Here is a 17,618-nt window from a genome sequence, read left to right on the forward strand (position 1 = left end):
AATGCTTTTGGCATTTACTTTTGCCAGTTAACGCCCTGTTAAGTGGCTGACAACGCAAAGGCCAAACTAAACCAAAAATGCCAAGCGTTGACAGTTCCTTTTGAACCGTTTTTATAAAGCATTTACTTTCATATGCATATGAGGATCGCTATCAATAATCTGAAGATATTTCTTAATATTTCTGAAATCATCAGAATAACACTCCGTAAATGAACAGTAATTACATAAAGCCCTCATTATCAGCACTGAAGCCTCTTCTTTAATATTACAGTTAACTATTGGCTGAAATATGCCTTTAACATCAGGATGTTTAACAGCGTTTTTTGTTTTATTGAGGAAGTTAATGACATCTTTTTCGTTATCGTCAGGAAAAATTTTACGCCTAATCAAGCGAGTAACTTGTTTCAAAGCGGGATCTTTCTGCGTATGCGTTCTAATAAATCCAGCGAAAATTTCTTCAGATGCTCCTGCAAGTGTTAAAGCGGAGCTATATCTTTCTGATAAAAAAAGATCAATCGCACACTGAAGATGCTCTTTTGCAATAAGAAATTTATGATGCTGCATAATTAAAAGCTCCACCTAGTTTATAACCACGCTTATAACTACCAAAAATTTGCGCTGGAAAACTTGCATGAATTTTACAGTAAATCAAAGTTTGGAAACCCATCTCTTGGGCTCTGGCTATGTAACGGTTTGCACAGGAAGATAAGCGTCCTTGTTTTTTCGTACCGCTGAACTAACCAATTTTTCTCCTTCCACCTCACGCTGCGCGCTACAGCAAAGTTGGAGCGCAGCGGGAATTTTGTCCAACTGCAGTGCTTTGTTAAAAGTTGTTACGGCTAATCCACGACGCCACAGCAAATGAATATGCAACGACATCTGACCCATGACCACGCTTTCCTTCCTTTAGCATTCTCGTTACATCAAGCACAATCTGATTTCCATGAGCTATTTCCCCTGTCATAAGCATGATAGTCGTTTCGAAATTTTTCATTAATTGTTGTGTCGACATCATTCTCTTATGATCTTCCGCCGCTTCATGTGCAATAAAGTTTCTAGCTTTTCTTGCTTCATGAATCTTTTCTTCCACCCAATCGGGTAATCCATGCTCGTCAACAAGGAGCTTTATTTTTGCATGCAAAGTGCCTGAGTTGACTAATTTATAAATCTCATAAGAGAACTCACTATCCGACTTTTCGATATCAAATAGATGAGCCAAAGTTCGACAGTTATTTTCGAATTCAGTCGCGTATGCCAAAGCTCGTCCCAGTACAGCATAAACCGCATCAGATTCTTTAGTTCGCTCTGGCATTGGTAATAGTGGATGGATCATATAATTTTAACGTTTGGTTAAGGGGGGGGGGGGGGATTTAGTCGGTCCCACTGTGAGCGTAGCGAGTGATTTAAATAATTTGTTAGGCTCCATGTATTGATACCTATTAATGTTCGTAGAACATATTAATAGCATATATTATACTGGATGAATTTAGTTCAATCGTTATTTGTGCCCATGGCGAGGCTTGCAAGAATAAGCCATTATTAGTGTGGTGCTTTTTTAGCACTATTAATGCAGCAGTTATTTAGTTAATTGCTCGGTAATCAGGATAAAGCAAGTCAATGTCACGAGCTAGATTAATCTAGCTAGTACTTACCATCGTCGCTCTCGAAGAAAAGTTCTATGCTGGTGATTTTTTTGATCATCCGTGGAATCTGCATTATATAAAGTTAGGCGATACTTTGGGGTATATGTTGCTCGTTCATGCGGGTGAAGCCTAGCGTCTCCATGACCGGCGTAGCTTTGCCATTTCCGGAGCGGTAGGTGTGTAGTTAGTTGGCTTGTTAGGTGATTAGTTAATATTGGTTAAGTCCCATTTAGAAAGTTCTCCTTGCATTGGATCGTTAACAATGTCTACATAATCTTCTTTATTCCACTCATATTCTATTCTTCTCTTTTCCTCAACTCTATCCATAGCTAGTTTGGCTATATTGTATTTATTTTTAGCGACATCAAGCCATTGAGTAGATCTGGCAATAAATATAGCTGCGACAATGAGGGGGATAATTTCAAAAATTGGGAAATAAGCTGCCACAGAAAACACAATTGTACCCATAGCAAGCAATAGTACTGCTCTCAAAAGCCAATACGCTGCATCTACTTTATAGTTAAGAATCTTGTTTTGATCAGAAGAAACGTACCTTACTTCATTTATAAATGATTGCTTTTTCTTTTCAATTTTGGTTTTTCTAGTCGCAAATATTTTTCCAACTATCTTCCCTATATATGGGGTAACTAAGTTCGCAGCTACAGATAGAAATACTGAACCAATAGAAGAGATAATCCAAAAAGTTGGTTCCTTTATTAATTCTATGAATTCCATTTTTTGATTCCTACTCCATTCTTCATTTGCACTTAACGCTCCACTCATCTCGTATGTTGGGCTAAAAATCGTAGGTTGGTGCTGAACGAAGTGAAGCCCAACGTTTACCGCGAAATATATCGATCAATCTGTTTTACGGATCTGCCACATCCATATTTATCCCGCTCTGGTTGGCGCAATGATTCTCGCCTGTTGGGCTTTGCTTCGCTCTGCACCAACCTGCAAAAAGCACGCTACCGCCCCTGAGTGACAGCCCCCAGTTTGCTGCTGTTAACCTGCGAGATAGCAACAATCGCAGCCATGGTGTGCTCCCGAGAGAGATTGTCGTTTGGCTATCTTAATGGCGAGGGGAGAGAGTTGAGAAGCGTGTTTTGGTGGGAATCTGTGTTGGATCAATAAATTAGTCATTAAGGCGTGCGCTGTATGAACAACCAGCTTGGCTGGGGATGCACAATTCTCCTCACCCCAGCCCTCTCCCAAGGGGAGAGGGGGGCTTGTTCACTGTTGCACGGTAGCCTCAGGCGGGCACGGTTTTGATCCCCCTCTTATTCGCTGAGGCGAGTCCTCTTGTCCAGGCCGCGAGGCAGGACGCCGAGCGAGCGGCGCTGGGCCATGGACGGCCCATCGGCGCGTGCCGTTGGACAAGAGGGTGAGCCGAAGGAACCCGACATCAGTCGGGCAAATAAGCGGGGGTGGCCTTTCTTTTGGTGACTTTTCTTTGGCCACGCAAAGAAAAGTCACTCGCCCCAGCCCGAAGGGCGGGCGAAACCCTGTCGAGGGCTGCGCCCTCGCGTCCCATGGGGCGAAGCCGCATCAAACGCCTCACCGCTGGCTCGGGCGTTCGGATTAACTCCGCCCGGATCGCGAATGTCCGAATACGCTTCGCTATTCGAACCTACATTCGAACCTACGATTCGATAACGTCGGAGGATTATGGGTTCCCTCACCCTGACCCTCTCCCAAGGGGAGAGGGGACAAAGACGCTGGGAGCGGCAACAAGCAGGAAATAGAAAGGGAGCCTATCAGGCTCCCTTTCCTCAGACACGGTCAATGGCATGTGACCAATGCCGCCCCTTATCGATTGGTCGCGGCCTTCATCCCTTCCACAAACTCTTTCAGACGAGTGAGCATATGTTCCGGGTTCTGGTGGTGGGTCTCGATGATCTTCACCACGGCGGAGCCGGAGATGGCACCTGCGGCGCCAGCGGTGATGGCCTCACGCACCTGAGCCGGTTCGCTGATGCCAAAGCCGAGCAGGGCGGGGGGAGCGTTGAACTCGCGCAGGGTATTGATCAGCCCCTCCACCGGCATGCCGGCCTTGGTCTCGGCACCGGTGACGCCAGCGCGGCTCACCAGATAGGTGTAGCCATTGCCGAGCACCGCCACCTGTTTCAGGGTTTCGGCATCTCCATTGGGTGGGGCGATAAAGATGCTGTCGATACCGAACTTGTCGGCAGCCGCCTTGTAGGGGGCGCACATCTGTACCGGCACGTCGGCCACCAGCACCGAGTCCACGCCGGCCTGCTGGCACTTCTCATAGAAGCCGTCAATTTTGCGCACATAAACCAGATTGGCGTAGACCAGCAGGCCAATAGGCAACTGCGGGTACTTGGCGCGGATGCGGCCGAGCAGCTCGAAGCAGTCGTCCGGGGTGGTGTGGCTGGCAAAGGCCCGCAGGGCGGCACCCTGAATGGTGGGGCCGTCCGCCACCGGATCGGAGAAGGGAATGCCGAGCTCGAGGGCATCGGCGCCCCCTGCGACCAGCGCATCGACGATGGCCAGCGACAATTCGGGGGTGGGGTCACCCAGCATCACGAACGGCACAAAGGCGCCCTGATTGGCTTCATCCAGACGGGAGAAGAGTTGTGCGTAACGGTTCATGACAAGGTTCCTTCTTTCTCGAAAATGTCGGCAACGGTGAAGATATCTTTGTCGCCACGGCCGGAGAGGTTGACGATGAGCACCTGCTCTTTTTCCGGTTCACTGCGGGCCATCTTGAGGGCGTGGGCCAACGCGTGGGAGGACTCCAGCGCCGGTATGATGCCTTCGGATTTGGCCAGCTCCTGGAAGGCGTCCAGCGCCTCCTTGTCGGTCACCGAGGGGTACTCGGCGCGGCCGATGGCGGCCAGGTGGGCGTGCTGTGGGCCGACGGAGGGGAAGTCCAGCCCCGCCGAGACGGAGTAGGACTCCTGAATTTGGCCCTGAGTGTCCTGCATCAGGTAGGAGTGCATGCCAAAGAAGACCCCCTTGCTGCCGTGACCGAGCGGCGCACCGTGTTCGCCGCTCTCGATACCGTGACCACCCGGCTCGACGCCGATGAGGCGCACCGACGGCTCATCGATAAAGTCGGCAAACATGCCGATGGCGTTGGAACCGCCGCCGACGCAGGCGATCACCGCATCGGGCAGCCGCTCTTCCTTCTCGAAGCACTGGGCCTTGGCCTCTTCACCGATCATCTTCTGGAATTCCCGCACGATAGTGGGGAAGGGGTGCGGGCCGGCGGCGGTGCCGAGCAGGTAGTGGGCCGACTCGTAGTTGGCAGCCCAGTCCCGCAGCGCCTCGTTGCAAGCATCTTTAAGAGTGCTGGAGCCGGAGTGCACCGGAATGACGGTGGCGCCCATCAACTTCATGCGAAAGACGTTGGGCTTCTGGCGCTCGCAATCCTTGGCGCCCATATAGACCCGGCACTTGAGGCCAAGCAGGGCGCAGGCCAGCGCAGTGGCCACACCGTGCTGCCCGGCACCTGTCTCGGCGATGATCTCGTTCTTGCCCATCCGCTTGGCCAGCAGCGCCTGACCCAGCACCTGGTTGGTCTTGTGGGCGCCGCCGTGCAGCAGATCTTCACGCTTCAGATAGAGGCGGGTCTTGGTGCCCTTGGTCAGATTGCGAGTCAGGGTGAGGGGGGTCGGGCGACCGGCATACTCGGTCAGCAGGGTCTGAAACTCGGCGATAAAGGCCGGATCATCCTTGGCATCGACGAAGGCCTTCTCCAGCTGGAGCAGGGCGGGGATGAGGATCTGGGGCACATACATGCCGCCAAATTCACCAAAAAACGGGTTGAGCAGGGTCATGGCTTCTTCCTTGTATTAGCTAAATCGAAACATCGAAAATGGTTGCGTTACAGGTTGCGCAGGGCGGAAAAAGCGGCCGCTATCTTGTGCGCATCCTTCTGACCCGGGGCACTCTCCACCCCGGAGTTGAAATCAAGGCCGAGGCAACCGACCTGGGCCGCCTGCAGGGCGTTGTCGGGGTTGAGCCCCCCCGCCAGCATCAGCTTGGCTTTATCGAGATGGGCCAGCAGGGCCCAGTCGAACGCCTGACCGGTGCCGCCGCTCTGGCTGCCTACTTTGGTATCCAGCAGCAGGCGATCCGCAGGATAGTCGAGGGCGGGCAGCGGCTCGCCGCTTTCTTTGCCGAGAGAGACGCCTACGGCTTTCCAGATCTGGCAGCCAGCCGGCAGCAGCGCGCGCAGTCCCTCGATATAGGCGGCGTCTTCATCCCCGTGTAGTTGCACCGCGGCGAGCCCCAGCGTCTCCACCGTCTTGGCGATGGTGGCGGGTTGGGCATTGCGAAATACTCCCACATAGGCGAGCGGCGCACCCGCCATCACGGCGCGGGCGGCGGGAATGTCCACATAGCGCGGGCTTTTGGCCACAAAGATAAGACCCCCGAATACCGCGCCCGCCTGATGGGCGGCGGCGGCATCGTCGGCGCGGGTCAGGCCGCACACCTTGTTCTGGCCCAGTACCAGCTTGCGTACCGCCGCCTCCAGATCCGGCTCGGCCATCAGGGATGAGCCCACCAGGAAGCCCTTGGCATGGTGGCGCAGATCCGCCACCTGAGCGCGATGGTTGATGCCGGACTCGCTGATCACCACCCGATCGCTCGGAATATTTTTGGCCAGCTGTTTGGTGCGGGCGAGATCCACGCTCAAATCCCGCAGATCTCGGTTGTTGATGCCAATCACCGGCGCGCCCAGCTCGATGGCGCGGGTCAGCTCTTCTTCGTTGCTCACCTCGGTGAGCACGCCCAGACCCAACTCCTTGGCGACCGCGAACAGGGCGCGATAGCCCTCGTCGGTGAGCACCGAGAGCATCAAGAGGATGGCGTCCGCCTGATAGTGGCGGGCCAGATAGACCTGATAGGGGTCAATCATGAAATCCTTGCAGAGCACCGGCTGGCTGACGCGGCTGCGCACCCGCGGCAAAAAGGCGAAATCCCCCTGAAAGAACTTCTCGTCGGTTAGCACCGAGATGGCGGTGGCGTATTTGCCATAGATGCCGGCGATGGCCTCCGGGCTGAAATCATTGCGGATCAAGCCTTTGGAGGGGGAGGCCTTCTTGCACTCCAGAATGAAGCGGGTGGAGCCCGCCTTGAGCGCGCCAACGAAATCCCGATCGCTTGGGGTCAGCGCGCTCTGGAAGCTCGCCAGCGGCTGGGCCAGCTTGCGGGCGGCAACCCACTCCTGCTTGGCCGCCACGATTTTGCCGAGAATGGTCTGGCTGATGGAGGCCATGTTCAGAAAAGCATGGGGGGCAATAAGGTCTGACATCTCGTTATCCTTGCGAAGCTGGCTATTGCCCTGCGGGCGTTCTGAATGACTGCTGTGCGACATGGTGGCTGACATCATGCCTCCTGATGGCCCGCTTCCTGATGGCTTAAAGTGGCGAGGCGAGCGGCGAGCTCTGCCGTCTTGCCGCTCGCCAGCACCGCCAGCACCTCGGCCGCCGCGCTCTTGAGATCCTTCGCCTTGCCTGCCATCAGCAGCAGCGGTGCCACGTTGGCGGCAATGGCGGCGTTGTGGGCCGGGGTGCCACGCCCTTCCAGAATGGCGGCGGTGATAGCACGGTTCTCTTCAGGCTCCCCCCCTTGAATGGCGCTGACCGGATAGGTCTCGAGGCCAAAGTCAGCCGGGGTTAACAGAAACTCGCGGATCTCACCGTCACGGATCTGGGCCACCTGGGTCGGGCCGTGGATGGCAATCTCGTCAAGGCCTGCGCCGTGAACCACCATACCGGTTTTCAGCCCCAGTGCCAGCAGGGTTTCGGCGATGGGGCGCACCAGCTCGGGGGCATAGACCCCCATCAGCTGATAGGTGGGGCGAGCCGGGTTGATGAGCGGCCCCAGCACGTTGAACAGGGTGCGGGTCTTGAGGGCTTGGCGCACCGGCATGGCGTGGCGCACGCCGGCGTGATACTGGGGGGCGAACAGGAAGCAGATGCCGAGTTCGTCCAGGCAGCGGCGCGCCTGCGCCGGACTCATGTCGAGCTTGATGCCCATCTTGTCCAGCAGATCGCTCGAACCCGATTTGCTCGAGACCGAGCGGTTGCCGTGCTTGGCCACTTTCAGGCCGCAGGCGGCGGCGACCAGCGCCGAGGTGGTGGAGACGTTGATGGTGTTGAGGCCATCGCCACCGGTGCCGACGATGTCGCAAAACTCATAGTCCGGACGCGGGAAGTCGCGGGCCTCGGCCAGCAGGGCCTCGGCGGCGCCGGCGATCTCCTCCGGGGTCTCCCCCTTGATCTTGAGGGCGGTCAAGAGACTGGCGAGCACGATGGGATCCACTTCGCCACGTACCACCTGGCCGAAGGCGTCGCGGGTACTTTCACGGCTCAGAGACTGACCCTGGTAGAGGGTGTTGAGATGATGATGCATGTTGGTCTCCTTACCGCACACTGCTAACTGGACGGGTGATGTGGGCGAGCGCTTGGGTCAGCAGACGGGCCCCTTCCGAGGTCATGATGGATTCCGGGTGGAACTGGAAGCCCAGCACCCGCTCATCTTGCTGCTCGATGGCCATGGGCATGCCCTGATAGTGGGCAATCACCGTCAGCTCTTCCGGCACATAGGTGGCGACCAGCGAGTGGTAGCGGGCCACCGGCAGCGGGCTTTGCAGCCCCGCGAAGGCGCCGTGGCCGTTGTGCTCAATCAGGGAGCGCTTGCCGTGGACGATCTCGCCTGCCGCGCCGACGGTGCCACCGTAGGCTTCGCACAGAGCCTGATGACCAAGGCAGATGCCGAGGATGGGCACCTGACCACGGGCCAGCTTGATGAGATCAATCAGGCAACCCGCCTCGTGGGGGGCGCCCGGCCCCGGCGAGAGCACCAGCACGGCGTCACCTTCACAGGCGGCGATCTCGCTTATGATGCGGCTGGCCGGCAGGCTGTTGCGGTAGATCCGCACCGGATAGCCGAGGGAGCGGAACTGGTCGACGAGGTTGTAGGTAAACGAGTCGAAGTTGTCGAGCAGGAAGATATTAGTCATGGCTCACGTCCTTATGTTGCTCCTGCTGGGCGCTAAGGGCTTGCAGGGAGGTGCCATGGCTGGCGGCGATGGCGGCCAGCACGGCGGCCGCCTTGGCGCGGGTTTCGTCCGCTTCGGCCTGGGGCTTGGAGTCATAGACCACCCCGGCACCGGCCTGCACATGGGCCACGCCCTCTTTGACAAAGGCGGAGCGGATCACGATGCAGGTATCCATCTCGCCGGCGCCGTTGATGTAGCCGACCGCGCCGCCGTAGCTGCCGCGGCGCTTGCCTTCCACCATGCGAATCAGCTCGCTGGCGCGGATCTTGGGTGCGCCGGTGAGGGTGCCCATGTTCATGCAGGCCTGATAGGCGTGCAGGGCGTCAAGATCGGCGCGCAAGGTGCCGACCACCTTGGAGACCAGGTGCATCACGTGGCTGTAGCGATCAACTTTCAGCAGCTCCTTGACGTAGCGGGTGCCGGGCTCCGAGATGCGGGCGATGTCGTTGCGACCCAGATCCACCAGCATCAGGTGTTCGGCCACCTCTTTCTCGTCCTGACGCAGTTCCAGCTCGATGCGGCCGTCGAGATCCCGGTTGATGCTGCCATCGGGGTTGAAGCCGCGGCGGCGGGTACCGGCGATGGGGTACATCTCCACGTCGCGGCTGGTAGCGCAGAATTTCACCGCGCTCTCGGGCGAGGCGCCAAACAGGGTGAAGCCCTCGTCCTGCACGTAGAACATGTAGGGGCTGGGGTTGGTCTGCTTGAGGCGGCGATAGGCGGCGACGGGGCTGGGGCAGGGCAGGGAGAAGCAGCGGGACGGTACCACCTGGAAGATGTCACCGCGGCGGATAAAGCCCTTGAGCTTCTCCACCTCGGCGCAGAACTGCTTGTCGCTCTTGTCCACGTTCATGCCGCCGACGAGGGCCGGTGTGGCCGGTGCCTGCGCAGGGGCTTGCTGGCAGGCCTGCTTGAACTGGGCGAGGCGCTCGCTCAGGCGGTGGTATCTGTCCTCCACCTGGCTCTCGTCGCTGTCACCGCCAAAGATGCAGGCGAGCAGCGCAGTGGAGCGCGCGATGTGGTCGATGGTGATCAGGGTCTCGGCCACGTAGAAGCAGTAGTCGGGGCAGTCGTTGCTCCCCTCTGGCACTACGGGCAGATCTTCAAAAGAGGCGATGAGGTCGTAGGCGAAGCTGCCCGCCATAAACAGCGCCTCTTTGCCGAGCTGGCAATCAAGCTCTCGCTGCAGGGTGCGCAGCACGTCCAGCACGCTGATCCCCTTGAGGCGGCTGTCTTCATCGAGCGCCCGATCTGAGGCCGGGAAGTCGAGCTGCAGCTCGCCGGCCACCAGGCTTTGGGCAACGGCGGCCGGCAGGCGCTCGGCCAGCAGGCTCTGCAGCTGGGCGCCGTTGTCGTTCAGGCTGCGCACCCGCACGGTGCGGCCACGGCACTCGATGCGCAGGCAGGCGTCCACCAGCAGCAGACTCTGTTTGCCGGCCTTGGAGTCGATCTCCACCGATTCCAGCAGCAGGTTGTTGGGGCGACCCTGGCAGAGCTCGCTGTAGAGCGCCAGCGGGTCGGTCACGTAGGGGGCGTTGAGGGTGAGGGTATCGAATTCACCCAGAGGAAGGCGATGGCTGGCTGTCATAGTGCGTTCCCTTGCGTGTGATGCTGTTTACCGATGTTCATGACGTTGAATTCCTTGAAAATTTAATAGGTCCGGGGTGGTTGGTTCAGGGGCGCCATCGCCAGGTCAGCTTGCTTGTCTGAATTCTCGGTTTCATCACAGGTCCATTTGCCGGATAATAAAAAAGCCCGCTGGGGTCAGCGGGCTTTTTCTTTGGGTTCTTTATTTGCTGTCAGATTTACAGGTACAGCAACGACCACACGCCCGCATGTCAGGGAGTGTGCCACCACCAGATGGTCAGGATGGAAGTCGTTTGCATGATAAAGTCCTGTAAAAAGATGTTTGCAATGAAGTGCCTACAGAAAACGATAAAGCCGCGGCCAAGTCAAGTCGCTTTTTAGCCTTCTTTCACCGAATGTGTACCCATGGTGACCTGACCACGAGAGCGGAATAATCTGATGAGATTCGATCTACACTGCCATACCTCGGCCTCGGATGGGGTGCTGAGCCCCGCCGAACTGGTGCGCCGCGCCGCCGAAAAACAGGTCGAGGTGTTAGCAGTTACTGACCACGATACCCTTGCCGGGCTTGATGAGGTGCGCCGCACCATAGAGAACGAGCAACTGCCGCTGCGGCTGGTGAGCGGGGTCGAGATCTCCACCGGCTGGGAGCATCACGAGATCCATATCGTGGCGCTGGGGGTGGATGAAAAAAATGTGGCGCTCACCGATTTTTTGGTCGGCCAACAGGCTCGCCGCGAAGCACGCGCCCAGGAAATAGGGCGTCGTCTGGAGAAGTGTCTCATTCCCGGCACCTATGAAGAGGCCAAGCAGCTGGCTGGCGACGCAGCCGTGACCCGGGCCCACTTTGCCCGGGTGCTGGTGGCGCGCGGGGTGGCCGACAACATGCAGAAGGTATTCAAAAAGTACCTGAGCCGGGGCAACAAGGGCTATGTGCCGGCAGAGTGGCCCGAGATGGGCGAGGCGATCAGCGCCATTCACGGCGCCGGTGGCCTGGCTGTGCTGGCCCACCCGAGCCGCTACGATCTCACCGCCAAGTGGATCAAGCGGCTGCTGGTGGCCTTCAAGGCGGCCGGTGGCGATGCCATGGAGGTCTCGCTGCCCCAGCAGAGCCCCCAGGAGCGGGCGAATCTCGGCCAGTGGGCCAAAGAGCACGACCTCTATATCTCGGTGGGATCGGATTTTCACTTCCCCTCCAACTGGACCGAGCTGGGGCGCCACCTCTGGTTGCCCAAGGAGGGGATGCCGGTCTGGTTGGCGTATCCCGGTCATTTTGGGCTTACCACTGAGCAACATGCAGAGTTGCTGGCGAGCCGGTAACCGCCCCGGAGTTGCAGGGCGCCAACGGGCGCCAAACAGAGTAAGGTAGTGTCGTGAAGCCCGGCTTCGCGGCCATCAAGCGGGCAGAGATTGCTGCCCCCATTGCGAGAACGAGTCATGAGTCAGCACTTTTACGTACACCCGGAAAACCCCCAGGCCCGTCTGATCAGCCAGGCGGTGCAGATCATCCAGAATGGCGGCGTCATCGTCTATCCCACCGATTCGGGTTATGCGCTGGGTTGCCAGATGGGTGACAAGGGCGCGCTGGAGCGCATCTGCCGCATCCGCCGCATCGATCCCAACCACGACTTCACCCTGGTGTGCCGCGATCTCTCCGAGATCTCCACCTACGCCAAGGTGGACAACAGTGCGTTTCGCCTGATCAAGAACAACACCCCTGGCCCCTACACCTTCATCTTCAAGGCCACCAAAGAGGTGCCGCGTCGCCTGATGAACGAGAAGAAGAAGAGCATCGGCATCCGGGTACCGGACAACAAGATTGCCCAGGCGCTGCTGGAGGCCCTCGGTGAGCCGCTGCTCTCCACCACATTGATCCTGCCGGAATCTGACATGGCGGAGTTTGACCCGGAGGAGATCTTCGACAAGCTGGGCAAACAGCTGGATCTGGTGGTCAACGGCGGTTATCTGGGCGAGCAGCCCACCACCGTGGTGGACTTCTCCGACGACGAACCCGTGCTGCGTCGGCGCGGTGCCGGGGATCCGACCCCGTTTGAGTGATACGGTCGAACCGGTCGCCATGACGGCCGCCCAGCCGCCCGCAGGGGCTGGCGAGGGGGGGCCGTCGGCGCTCTCTCCCATTGCCCGGGTGCTGGGGCAGCCCTATCACGAGCTGCCCCAGGATTTGTTTATCCCACCCGATGCGCTAGAGGTGTTTCTCGATACCTTCGAGGGGCCGCTCGATCTGTTGCTCTACCTCATCCGGCGTCAGCAGCTCGACATCCTCAACCTGCCGATCCTGCAGATCACCGCCCAGTACATGGAGTACGTGGAGCTGATGCAGGGGCTCAATCTGGAGCTGGCAGCCGAGTACCTGCTGATGGCGGCCTGGCTGGCGGAGATCAAATCCCGCATGCTGCTGCCCAAGGCGCCGGAGCTGGAGGACGAAGAGGAGGGGGAAGACCCCCGTGTCACCCTCATCCGCCGGTTGCAGGAGTACGAGCGCTTCAAGGTGGGGGCGGAGCGGGTCAACGAGTTGCCGCGGCTGGAGCGGGAGATCTTTGTCGCCAGCGCCATGGCGCCGGATTTTGGCGATCTCAAACCACTGGCACCCGATGTTTCGCTGGTTGAGCTCGCCCTTTACATGCAAAGTGTGGTAAAACGCGCGACTCATTTTGAACATCATCAGATCCGCCGCGAGCAGATCCCGACCCGGGTGCGCATGGCGGAGATCCTCGCCATGCTCTCGCTGGGTCAGACCCTGCGCCTGGAGCAGGTGCTGCGCGCCGAAGAGGGGCGCATGGGCGTGTTGGTGACGTTTCTGGCGCTGCTGGAGCTCTGCAAGGAGCAGCTGATCTGGATCCTGCAGGCGGAACCCCTGGGGCCCATTCACTTTGCCCTGGCCAGCCAGCATGAGGAGAGCGAGCGTGGCGCTGCCCACTGAACGGTTGCGGCCGATAATGCGAGGAGCGGACCATGGCGCTGCCGGCTGAACGACTCAAGACGCTGATCGAAGCGGCGCTGTTTGTTGCCGGTCGCCCGCTCAACGTCAGCGAGCTCAAGAACAGCGTGCTGGCGGACTACCCGGTCACCAGCCGTTACGTGCAGCTGCTGCTGGCGGAGCTCAAACAGGATTACAGCGAGCGGGGGGTGGAGCTCAAGGAGGTCGCCTCCGGCTGGCGCTTTCAGGCCCGCCAGGATTACGCCGAGGAGCTCTCGCGGCTCTGGAGCGAGCGGGCCCCGCGCTATTCGCGCGCCGTGATGGAGACGCTGACGTTGATCGCCTATCGTCAGCCCATCACCCGGGCCGAGATCGAAGCCATCCGTGGGGTGGCGGTCTCGAGCCAGATAGTGAATACCCTGAAAGAACGTGGCTGGGTGCGCAGCATAGGTCACAAAGAGGTGGTGGGTCGCCCGGAGCTGCTCGCCACCACCCGAGAATTTCTGGATTATTTTAATCTGCAGAGTCTGGAGCAGCTCCCCGAGCTTGATCCCGAACTGCAACCCTCGTTGTCCACTCTGACGTTGGCAGAGACGGGCAGCGATCAACAATCAGGTAACCCCGATGAGTGAAAAACTGCAAAAAGTGTTGGCCCGCGCGGGTCACGGCTCCCGTCGTGAGATGGAGGCCCTGATCACCGCAGGTCGGGTCAGTGTGGATGGCAAGGTCGCCACGCTGGGGGATCGCGTCGAAGTGAACGCCGTGATCCGGGTGGATGGTCACCAGGTCAAGACCCGCGCCGCAGAGGAAGTGATCTGCCGCGTGCTGGCTTACCACAAGCCGGAAGGGGAGATGTGTACCCGTCACGATCCGGAAGGTCGTCCCACCGTGTTTGATCGTCTGCCCAAGATGGAAGGGGCCCGCTGGATCGCGGTCGGCCGCCTCGACGTCAACACCTCAGGTCTCTTGCTGTTCACCACCGACGGTGAGCTGGCCAACCGGCTGATGCACCCGAGCCACGAAGTGGAGCGGGAATACGCGGTGCGCGTGTTTGGCGAGATCACCGAGGCCATGCTGCAGCGCCTGCGCAAGGGCGTGCAGCTGGAAGACGGCATGGCCAAGTTCAACAAGATCAAGCCGGCCGGCGGCGAGGGTCTGAACCAGTGGTTCAACGTTACCTTGACCGAGGGCCGCAACCGTGAAGTGCGCCGCCTGTGGGAGTCCCAGGAAGTGCAGGTGAGCCGCCTGATGCGTATTCGCTACGGCGATGTGAAGCTGGATCGCGGCATCCCGCGCGGCGGCTGGCAGGAGCTCAAACTGCCCGAGGTGAACTACCTGCGCGGCCTGGTCAACCTGCCGCCGGAGACCGAGTCCAAGGTCGATCTGCAGCAGGATGGCAAGGCCAGCCGCCACAAGCAGGCCGCCCAGATCCGTCGCGCCGTCAAGCGTCACAAGGAGATGCAGGGCAAGGAGCCGCGCGCCCGTGCTACTACCGCCCGTCGCAAGCCGCAAGCCTCGACCCGCAACTCCGGCACCGGCAGCAAGTAAGCGCCGCGTCGCACTGTAAAAGGCCCGCCTCTTCGGCGGGCCTTTTCGTTGGCGCCTGCTGCGTCCGTTATTGTTCAATGAGCAAGATTGCTGAATTAATGGGGCCAGGCAGGCGGCTGGTGGAGGCCGGGGTGGTTGCCCGGCGGGGGCGGGCTTGTTAGCCTTCCGGCACTGACACAGGAGATAATAATGAGCAAGGTACTTGATGAGCTGCTGGCGTTGCTGGCGCTCGAAAAAATCGAGGAGGGCCTGTTTCGGGGCCAGAGCCAGGATCTCGGTCTGCGGGCCGTGTTTGGTGGACAGGTAATGGGGCAGGCCTTGTCAGCCGCCAAGCAGACGGTGGCCAGCGATCGCCAGGTGCACAGCTTCCACTCCTACTTCCTGCGCCCCGGCGATGCCAACCGTCCCATCGTCTACGACGTGGAGAACATCCGCGACGGCCAGACCGTCTCCACCCGTCGGGTCAAGGCCATTCAGGGCGGCAAGCCCATCTTCTATCTCAACGCCTCCTTCCAGGTCGAGGCGAACGGCTTTGAACACCAGATCGCCATGCCGGCGGGGGTCACGCCCCCCGAGCAGCTCAAGAGCGAACTGGAGCTGGTGCGCCCCTACGAGCAGCAGATCCCGCCCGCCCTGCGCGACAAGATCATGTGCGAGAAGCCCATCGAAATTCGCCCGGTGACCCTGGTCGACCCGATCCGCCCCGACGTGCACGAGCCGGTGCGCCACGTCTGGTTCAAGGCCAATGGCCAGATGCCGGACGATCAGCGGGTGCACAAATACCTGCTGGCCTACGCCTCCGACTTCCACTTCCTGTTCACCGCCCTGCAACCCCACGGGGTGTCGTACTGGGAGCCGGACATGCAGGTGGCCACCATCGACCACTCCATGTGGTTCCACCGGGATTTCCGGCTGGACGACTGGCTGCTCTACGTGGTGGACAGCCCGAGCGCCAGCGCCGGTCGTGGCCTGGTGCGTGGCCAGTTCTTTACCCGCGATGGGGTGCTGGTGGCGAGCACGGCCCAGGAGGGGGTGATCCGCCGCCGGGGCAGTAACCCATGAGCAGGCAACATGGCCGAAGAGGAACGCCATGATAGTGTCTGACCTGCGCAGTTTTGCGCAGGTCAGACTTTGGGGCTTTACCCCGACTACCCAAACGGCAGAGGAGAAACATCATGATCATACCCATCCTGCGCAGCTTCGATGAAGGCAAGTTGCGCGCTTTCTACCTCGATTACCTGGGATTTCTCATCGACTGGGAACACAGGTTTGGCCCGGGTATGCCGCTCTACCTGCAGGTCTCACGGGGAGACTGGATCATCCACCTCTCCGAGCATCACGGGGATGCCTGCCCGGGGGCGGCCCTGCGGCTCTCGACCGACAAGCTCGATGCATTGCTGGCCGAGTGGCGGGCGAAGGGTTATGCCTATGCGAACCCCGCCATTGAGACCATGCCCTGGGGCTGCCGCGAGCTACAGGTCCGGGATCCCTTCGGTAACCGGCTGGTGTTTACCGAGCCGCTGCCGCCGGAAGAAAACGCCTAATAAAAAGACGGGAGCCGATGGCTCCCGTTTTTTTATCTGCTTGCACTATCAGGCCGCGTCTTGCTCGGCGCTGAGGGCTGGTTCGCCGCTCTGGGCGAAACGGTCGGCCCACAGGGCGATGACGCCGTCGCCGGTGACGTTGCAGGCGGTACCGAAGCTGTCCTGGGCCAGGTAGAGGGCGATCATCAGGGCGATGGAGGCCTCACCGAACCCCAGCATGGAGGTGAGCAGACCCAGCGCGGACATGACGCCACCACCCGGGGCACCCGGGGCGGCAATCATGATGACGCCCAGCATCATGATGAAGGGCAGCATGGTGCCGATGCCCGGAATGGCCAGATGCTCGGAGAGGAACATCACGGCGGTGGCACAGGTCACCAGGGTGATGGTGGAGCCACACAGGTGAATGGTGGCGCACAGCGGCACGGTGAAGTTGGCGATGCCGGCGCTCACGCCGTTGTTCTTGCTGGCCTGCAGGGCGACCGGGATGGTGGCGGCGCTGGACATGGTGCCAAGGGCGGTGAAGTAGGCCGGCAGCATGTTCTTGATGAGCTGGGCCGGGGAGCGGCCCAAGGCCAGACCGGTGCCAACGAACAGCACGGAGAGCCAGAGCCAGTGCATGATGATGGCCATCACCAGCACCACGCCAAAGGTCTTCAGGGTGGCAAACACGGTGCCTTCCACCGTCATCTCGACGAAGACGCCGGCGATGTAGAACGGCAGCAGCGGGATGATCACCTTGGCCAGCAGGCGGTCGATAATGTCGCGGCCCTGATCGGCGACCCGGCGCAGATCGGTGGCCTGGGTGGCGCTGATGCCGATGCCGAACACGAAGGCGGCGGCCAGTGCCGACATCACCCCGAACAGCGGCGGGATCTCCAGATTGATGTAGGAGGTGAGCTTGATGGCGCTCTCGGCGGTGGACTCGGCGGCGCTGGTCAGACGCGGGATCAGGTTGCTGGCCACGGTAAAGGCGAACAGGCCGGCCAGTATGGTGGAGCAGTAGGAGAGGGCGACCGTCTTGCCCAGCAGCTTGCCGGAGTTCTTCGGCAGGCTGGCGATGCCGCTCATGATGAAGAAGAGAATGATGAGCGGAATGGTGAAGGTGATCAGCTGACCTATGACTGTCTTGGCCGTAAACAGCACGCGTGCGACCCATTCAGGGGCGTAGAGACCGAGCAAGAGACCGGCGAGGATGCCGGCAACCAGTTTGAGGACAAGTTTCATAAGTAAATCCAGGTGTTAGTGTCTGATTTGTTATTTAATTTTGATTTTAATGCCGCTTTTTAACACAAAATCCGCATCATGTCTGTCGTAGG

The 17,618-nt window shown here is 59.2% G+C and carries 17 protein-coding genes; 7 read left to right on the forward strand and 10 right to left on the reverse strand.

The annotated features are described in order from the left end of the window. Window positions 1-111 precede the first annotated feature (111 nt). The 9 genes from AB5Y98_RS03440 to AB5Y98_RS03480 all read right to left on the reverse strand — a co-directional run bounded on the left by AB5Y98_RS03440 (window position 112) and on the right by AB5Y98_RS03480 (window position 10,270). Complete coding sequence (locus tag AB5Y98_RS03440) at window positions 112-564, reverse strand: hypothetical protein (protein ID WP_201988892.1); 453 nt, start codon at window positions 562-564, stop codon at window positions 112-114. A gap of 259 nt (window positions 565-823) precedes the next feature. Then, window positions 824-1,333 carry a hypothetical protein gene (locus AB5Y98_RS03445; protein WP_201988893.1) on the reverse strand — a complete coding sequence of 170 codons (510 nt, stop codon included), beginning with the start codon at window positions 1,331-1,333 and terminating at the stop codon, window positions 824-826. 514 nt (window positions 1,334-1,847) lie between these two features. Continuing rightward, window positions 1,848-2,378, reverse strand: a complete 531-nt coding sequence (locus AB5Y98_RS03450) for a hypothetical protein (protein ID WP_201988894.1) — start codon at window positions 2,376-2,378, stop codon at window positions 1,848-1,850. 1,074 nt (window positions 2,379-3,452) lie between these two features. Next, a complete protein-coding gene (gene trpA, locus AB5Y98_RS03455) occupies window positions 3,453-4,259 on the reverse strand; it encodes a tryptophan synthase subunit alpha (protein ID WP_368231340.1) in 807 nt (268 codons plus the stop codon). Continuing rightward, window positions 4,256-5,449 (reverse strand): tryptophan synthase subunit beta, encoded by a 1,194-nt coding sequence (gene trpB / locus AB5Y98_RS03460; RefSeq protein ID WP_024944099.1) that lies wholly within the window; start codon window positions 5,447-5,449, stop codon window positions 4,256-4,258. The genes trpA and trpB overlap by 4 nt, the downstream gene beginning before the upstream one ends. Window positions 5,450-5,496: 47 nt before the next feature. After that, the gene (gene trpCF / locus AB5Y98_RS03465) at window positions 5,497-7,005 is read right to left on the reverse strand and encodes a bifunctional indole-3-glycerol-phosphate synthase TrpC/phosphoribosylanthranilate isomerase TrpF (protein WP_368231341.1); all 1,509 of its coding nucleotides are present in this window, start codon (window positions 7,003-7,005) and stop codon (window positions 5,497-5,499) included. Further along, window positions 7,005-8,033, reverse strand: coding sequence for an anthranilate phosphoribosyltransferase (gene trpD / locus AB5Y98_RS03470; RefSeq protein WP_010633416.1), 1,029 nt, complete (start codon window positions 8,031-8,033; stop codon window positions 7,005-7,007). The genes trpCF and trpD overlap by 1 nt, the downstream gene beginning before the upstream one ends. Window positions 8,034-8,043: 10 nt before the next feature. Next, entirely contained in the window at window positions 8,044-8,643 is a 600-nt protein-coding gene (locus AB5Y98_RS03475) for an aminodeoxychorismate/anthranilate synthase component II (protein WP_368231342.1), read from the reverse strand. Beyond that, the gene (locus AB5Y98_RS03480; RefSeq protein WP_368231343.1) at window positions 8,636-10,270 is read right to left on the reverse strand and encodes an anthranilate synthase component 1; all 1,635 of its coding nucleotides are present in this window, start codon (window positions 10,268-10,270) and stop codon (window positions 8,636-8,638) included. Before AB5Y98_RS03480 ends, AB5Y98_RS03475 begins: the two co-directional genes overlap by 8 nt. Before the next feature lie 437 nt (window positions 10,271-10,707). Here AB5Y98_RS03480 and AB5Y98_RS03485 point away from each other — a divergent pair, with 437 nt between their 5' ends. The 7 genes from AB5Y98_RS03485 (at window position 10,708) to AB5Y98_RS03515 (ending at window position 16,299) form a co-directional block, all read left to right on the forward strand. After that, on the forward strand, window positions 10,708-11,589 hold the full coding sequence (locus tag AB5Y98_RS03485) for a PHP domain-containing protein (RefSeq protein ID WP_368231344.1): 882 nt from the start codon (window positions 10,708-10,710) through the stop codon (window positions 11,587-11,589). Between the two features lie 117 nt (window positions 11,590-11,706). Continuing rightward, the gene (locus tag AB5Y98_RS03490; protein ID WP_005302891.1) at window positions 11,707-12,327 is read left to right on the forward strand and encodes an L-threonylcarbamoyladenylate synthase; all 621 of its coding nucleotides are present in this window, start codon (window positions 11,707-11,709) and stop codon (window positions 12,325-12,327) included. After that, the gene (locus tag AB5Y98_RS03495) at window positions 12,320-13,210 is read left to right on the forward strand and encodes a ScpA family protein (RefSeq protein WP_368231345.1); all 891 of its coding nucleotides are present in this window, start codon (window positions 12,320-12,322) and stop codon (window positions 13,208-13,210) included. The genes AB5Y98_RS03490 and AB5Y98_RS03495 overlap by 8 nt, the downstream gene beginning before the upstream one ends. A 32-nt stretch (window positions 13,211-13,242) precedes the next feature. Continuing rightward, window positions 13,243-13,839, forward strand: coding sequence for an SMC-Scp complex subunit ScpB (scpB, locus tag AB5Y98_RS03500; protein ID WP_005302888.1), 597 nt, complete (start codon window positions 13,243-13,245; stop codon window positions 13,837-13,839). Then, on the forward strand, window positions 13,832-14,755 hold the full coding sequence (rluB, locus tag AB5Y98_RS03505) for a 23S rRNA pseudouridine(2605) synthase RluB (RefSeq protein WP_005302885.1): 924 nt from the start codon (window positions 13,832-13,834) through the stop codon (window positions 14,753-14,755). The genes scpB and rluB overlap by 8 nt, the downstream gene beginning before the upstream one ends. 189 nt (window positions 14,756-14,944) lie before the next feature. Further along, on the forward strand, window positions 14,945-15,817 hold the full coding sequence (gene tesB / locus AB5Y98_RS03510; RefSeq protein ID WP_139725897.1) for an acyl-CoA thioesterase II: 873 nt from the start codon (window positions 14,945-14,947) through the stop codon (window positions 15,815-15,817). A gap of 113 nt (window positions 15,818-15,930) precedes the next feature. Beyond that, entirely contained in the window at window positions 15,931-16,299 is a 369-nt protein-coding gene (locus AB5Y98_RS03515; protein WP_043169768.1) for a glyoxalase superfamily protein, read from the forward strand. 48 nt (window positions 16,300-16,347) lie between these two features. Here the strand turns inward: AB5Y98_RS03515 and AB5Y98_RS03520 are convergent, their stop codons facing one another. Next, entirely contained in the window at window positions 16,348-17,526 is a 1,179-nt protein-coding gene (locus tag AB5Y98_RS03520; RefSeq protein WP_017786286.1) for a dicarboxylate/amino acid:cation symporter, read from the reverse strand. Between the last annotated feature and the right edge of the window lie 92 nt (window positions 17,527-17,618).

Source organism: Aeromonas sp. s3 (genome assembly GCF_040907805.1).
Taxonomy (GTDB): domain Bacteria; phylum Pseudomonadota; class Gammaproteobacteria; order Enterobacterales; family Aeromonadaceae; genus Aeromonas; species Aeromonas dhakensis.

Excerpts from the sequence above, each read along its gene's own strand:
- AB5Y98_RS03440 (WP_201988892.1), bottom strand. The coding sequence starts at position 564 with ATGCAGCATCATAAATTTCTTATTGCAAAAGAGCATCTTCAGTGTGCG.
- AB5Y98_RS03515 (WP_043169768.1), top strand. The coding sequence starts at position 15,931 with ATGATCATACCCATCCTGCGCAGCTTCGATGAAGGCAAGTTGCGCGCT.
- trpD (WP_010633416.1), bottom strand. The coding sequence starts at position 8,033 with ATGCATCATCATCTCAACACCCTCTACCAGGGTCAGTCTCTGAGCCGT.
- AB5Y98_RS03450 (WP_201988894.1), bottom strand. The coding sequence starts at position 2,378 with ATGGAATTCATAGAATTAATAAAGGAACCAACTTTTTGGATTATCTCT.
- AB5Y98_RS03480 (WP_368231343.1), bottom strand. The coding sequence starts at position 10,270 with ATGACAGCCAGCCATCGCCTTCCTCTGGGTGAATTCGATACCCTCACC.
- rluB (WP_005302885.1), top strand. The coding sequence starts at position 13,832 with ATGAGTGAAAAACTGCAAAAAGTGTTGGCCCGCGCGGGTCACGGCTCC.
- AB5Y98_RS03445 (WP_201988893.1), bottom strand. The coding sequence starts at position 1,333 with ATGATCCATCCACTATTACCAATGCCAGAGCGAACTAAAGAATCTGAT.
- AB5Y98_RS03490 (WP_005302891.1), top strand. The coding sequence starts at position 11,707 with ATGAGTCAGCACTTTTACGTACACCCGGAAAACCCCCAGGCCCGTCTG.
- trpCF (WP_368231341.1), bottom strand. The coding sequence starts at position 7,005 with ATGTCAGCCACCATGTCGCACAGCAGTCATTCAGAACGCCCGCAGGGC.
- trpB (WP_024944099.1), bottom strand. The coding sequence starts at position 5,449 with ATGACCCTGCTCAACCCGTTTTTTGGTGAATTTGGCGGCATGTATGTG.
- trpA (WP_368231340.1), bottom strand. The coding sequence starts at position 4,259 with ATGAACCGTTACGCACAACTCTTCTCCCGTCTGGATGAAGCCAATCAG.
- tesB (WP_139725897.1), top strand. The coding sequence starts at position 14,945 with ATGAGCAAGGTACTTGATGAGCTGCTGGCGTTGCTGGCGCTCGAAAAA.
- scpB (WP_005302888.1), top strand. The coding sequence starts at position 13,243 with ATGGCGCTGCCGGCTGAACGACTCAAGACGCTGATCGAAGCGGCGCTG.
- AB5Y98_RS03475 (WP_368231342.1), bottom strand. The coding sequence starts at position 8,643 with ATGACTAATATCTTCCTGCTCGACAACTTCGACTCGTTTACCTACAAC.
- AB5Y98_RS03520 (WP_017786286.1), bottom strand. The coding sequence starts at position 17,526 with ATGAAACTTGTCCTCAAACTGGTTGCCGGCATCCTCGCCGGTCTCTTG.
- AB5Y98_RS03485 (WP_368231344.1), top strand. The coding sequence starts at position 10,708 with ATGAGATTCGATCTACACTGCCATACCTCGGCCTCGGATGGGGTGCTG.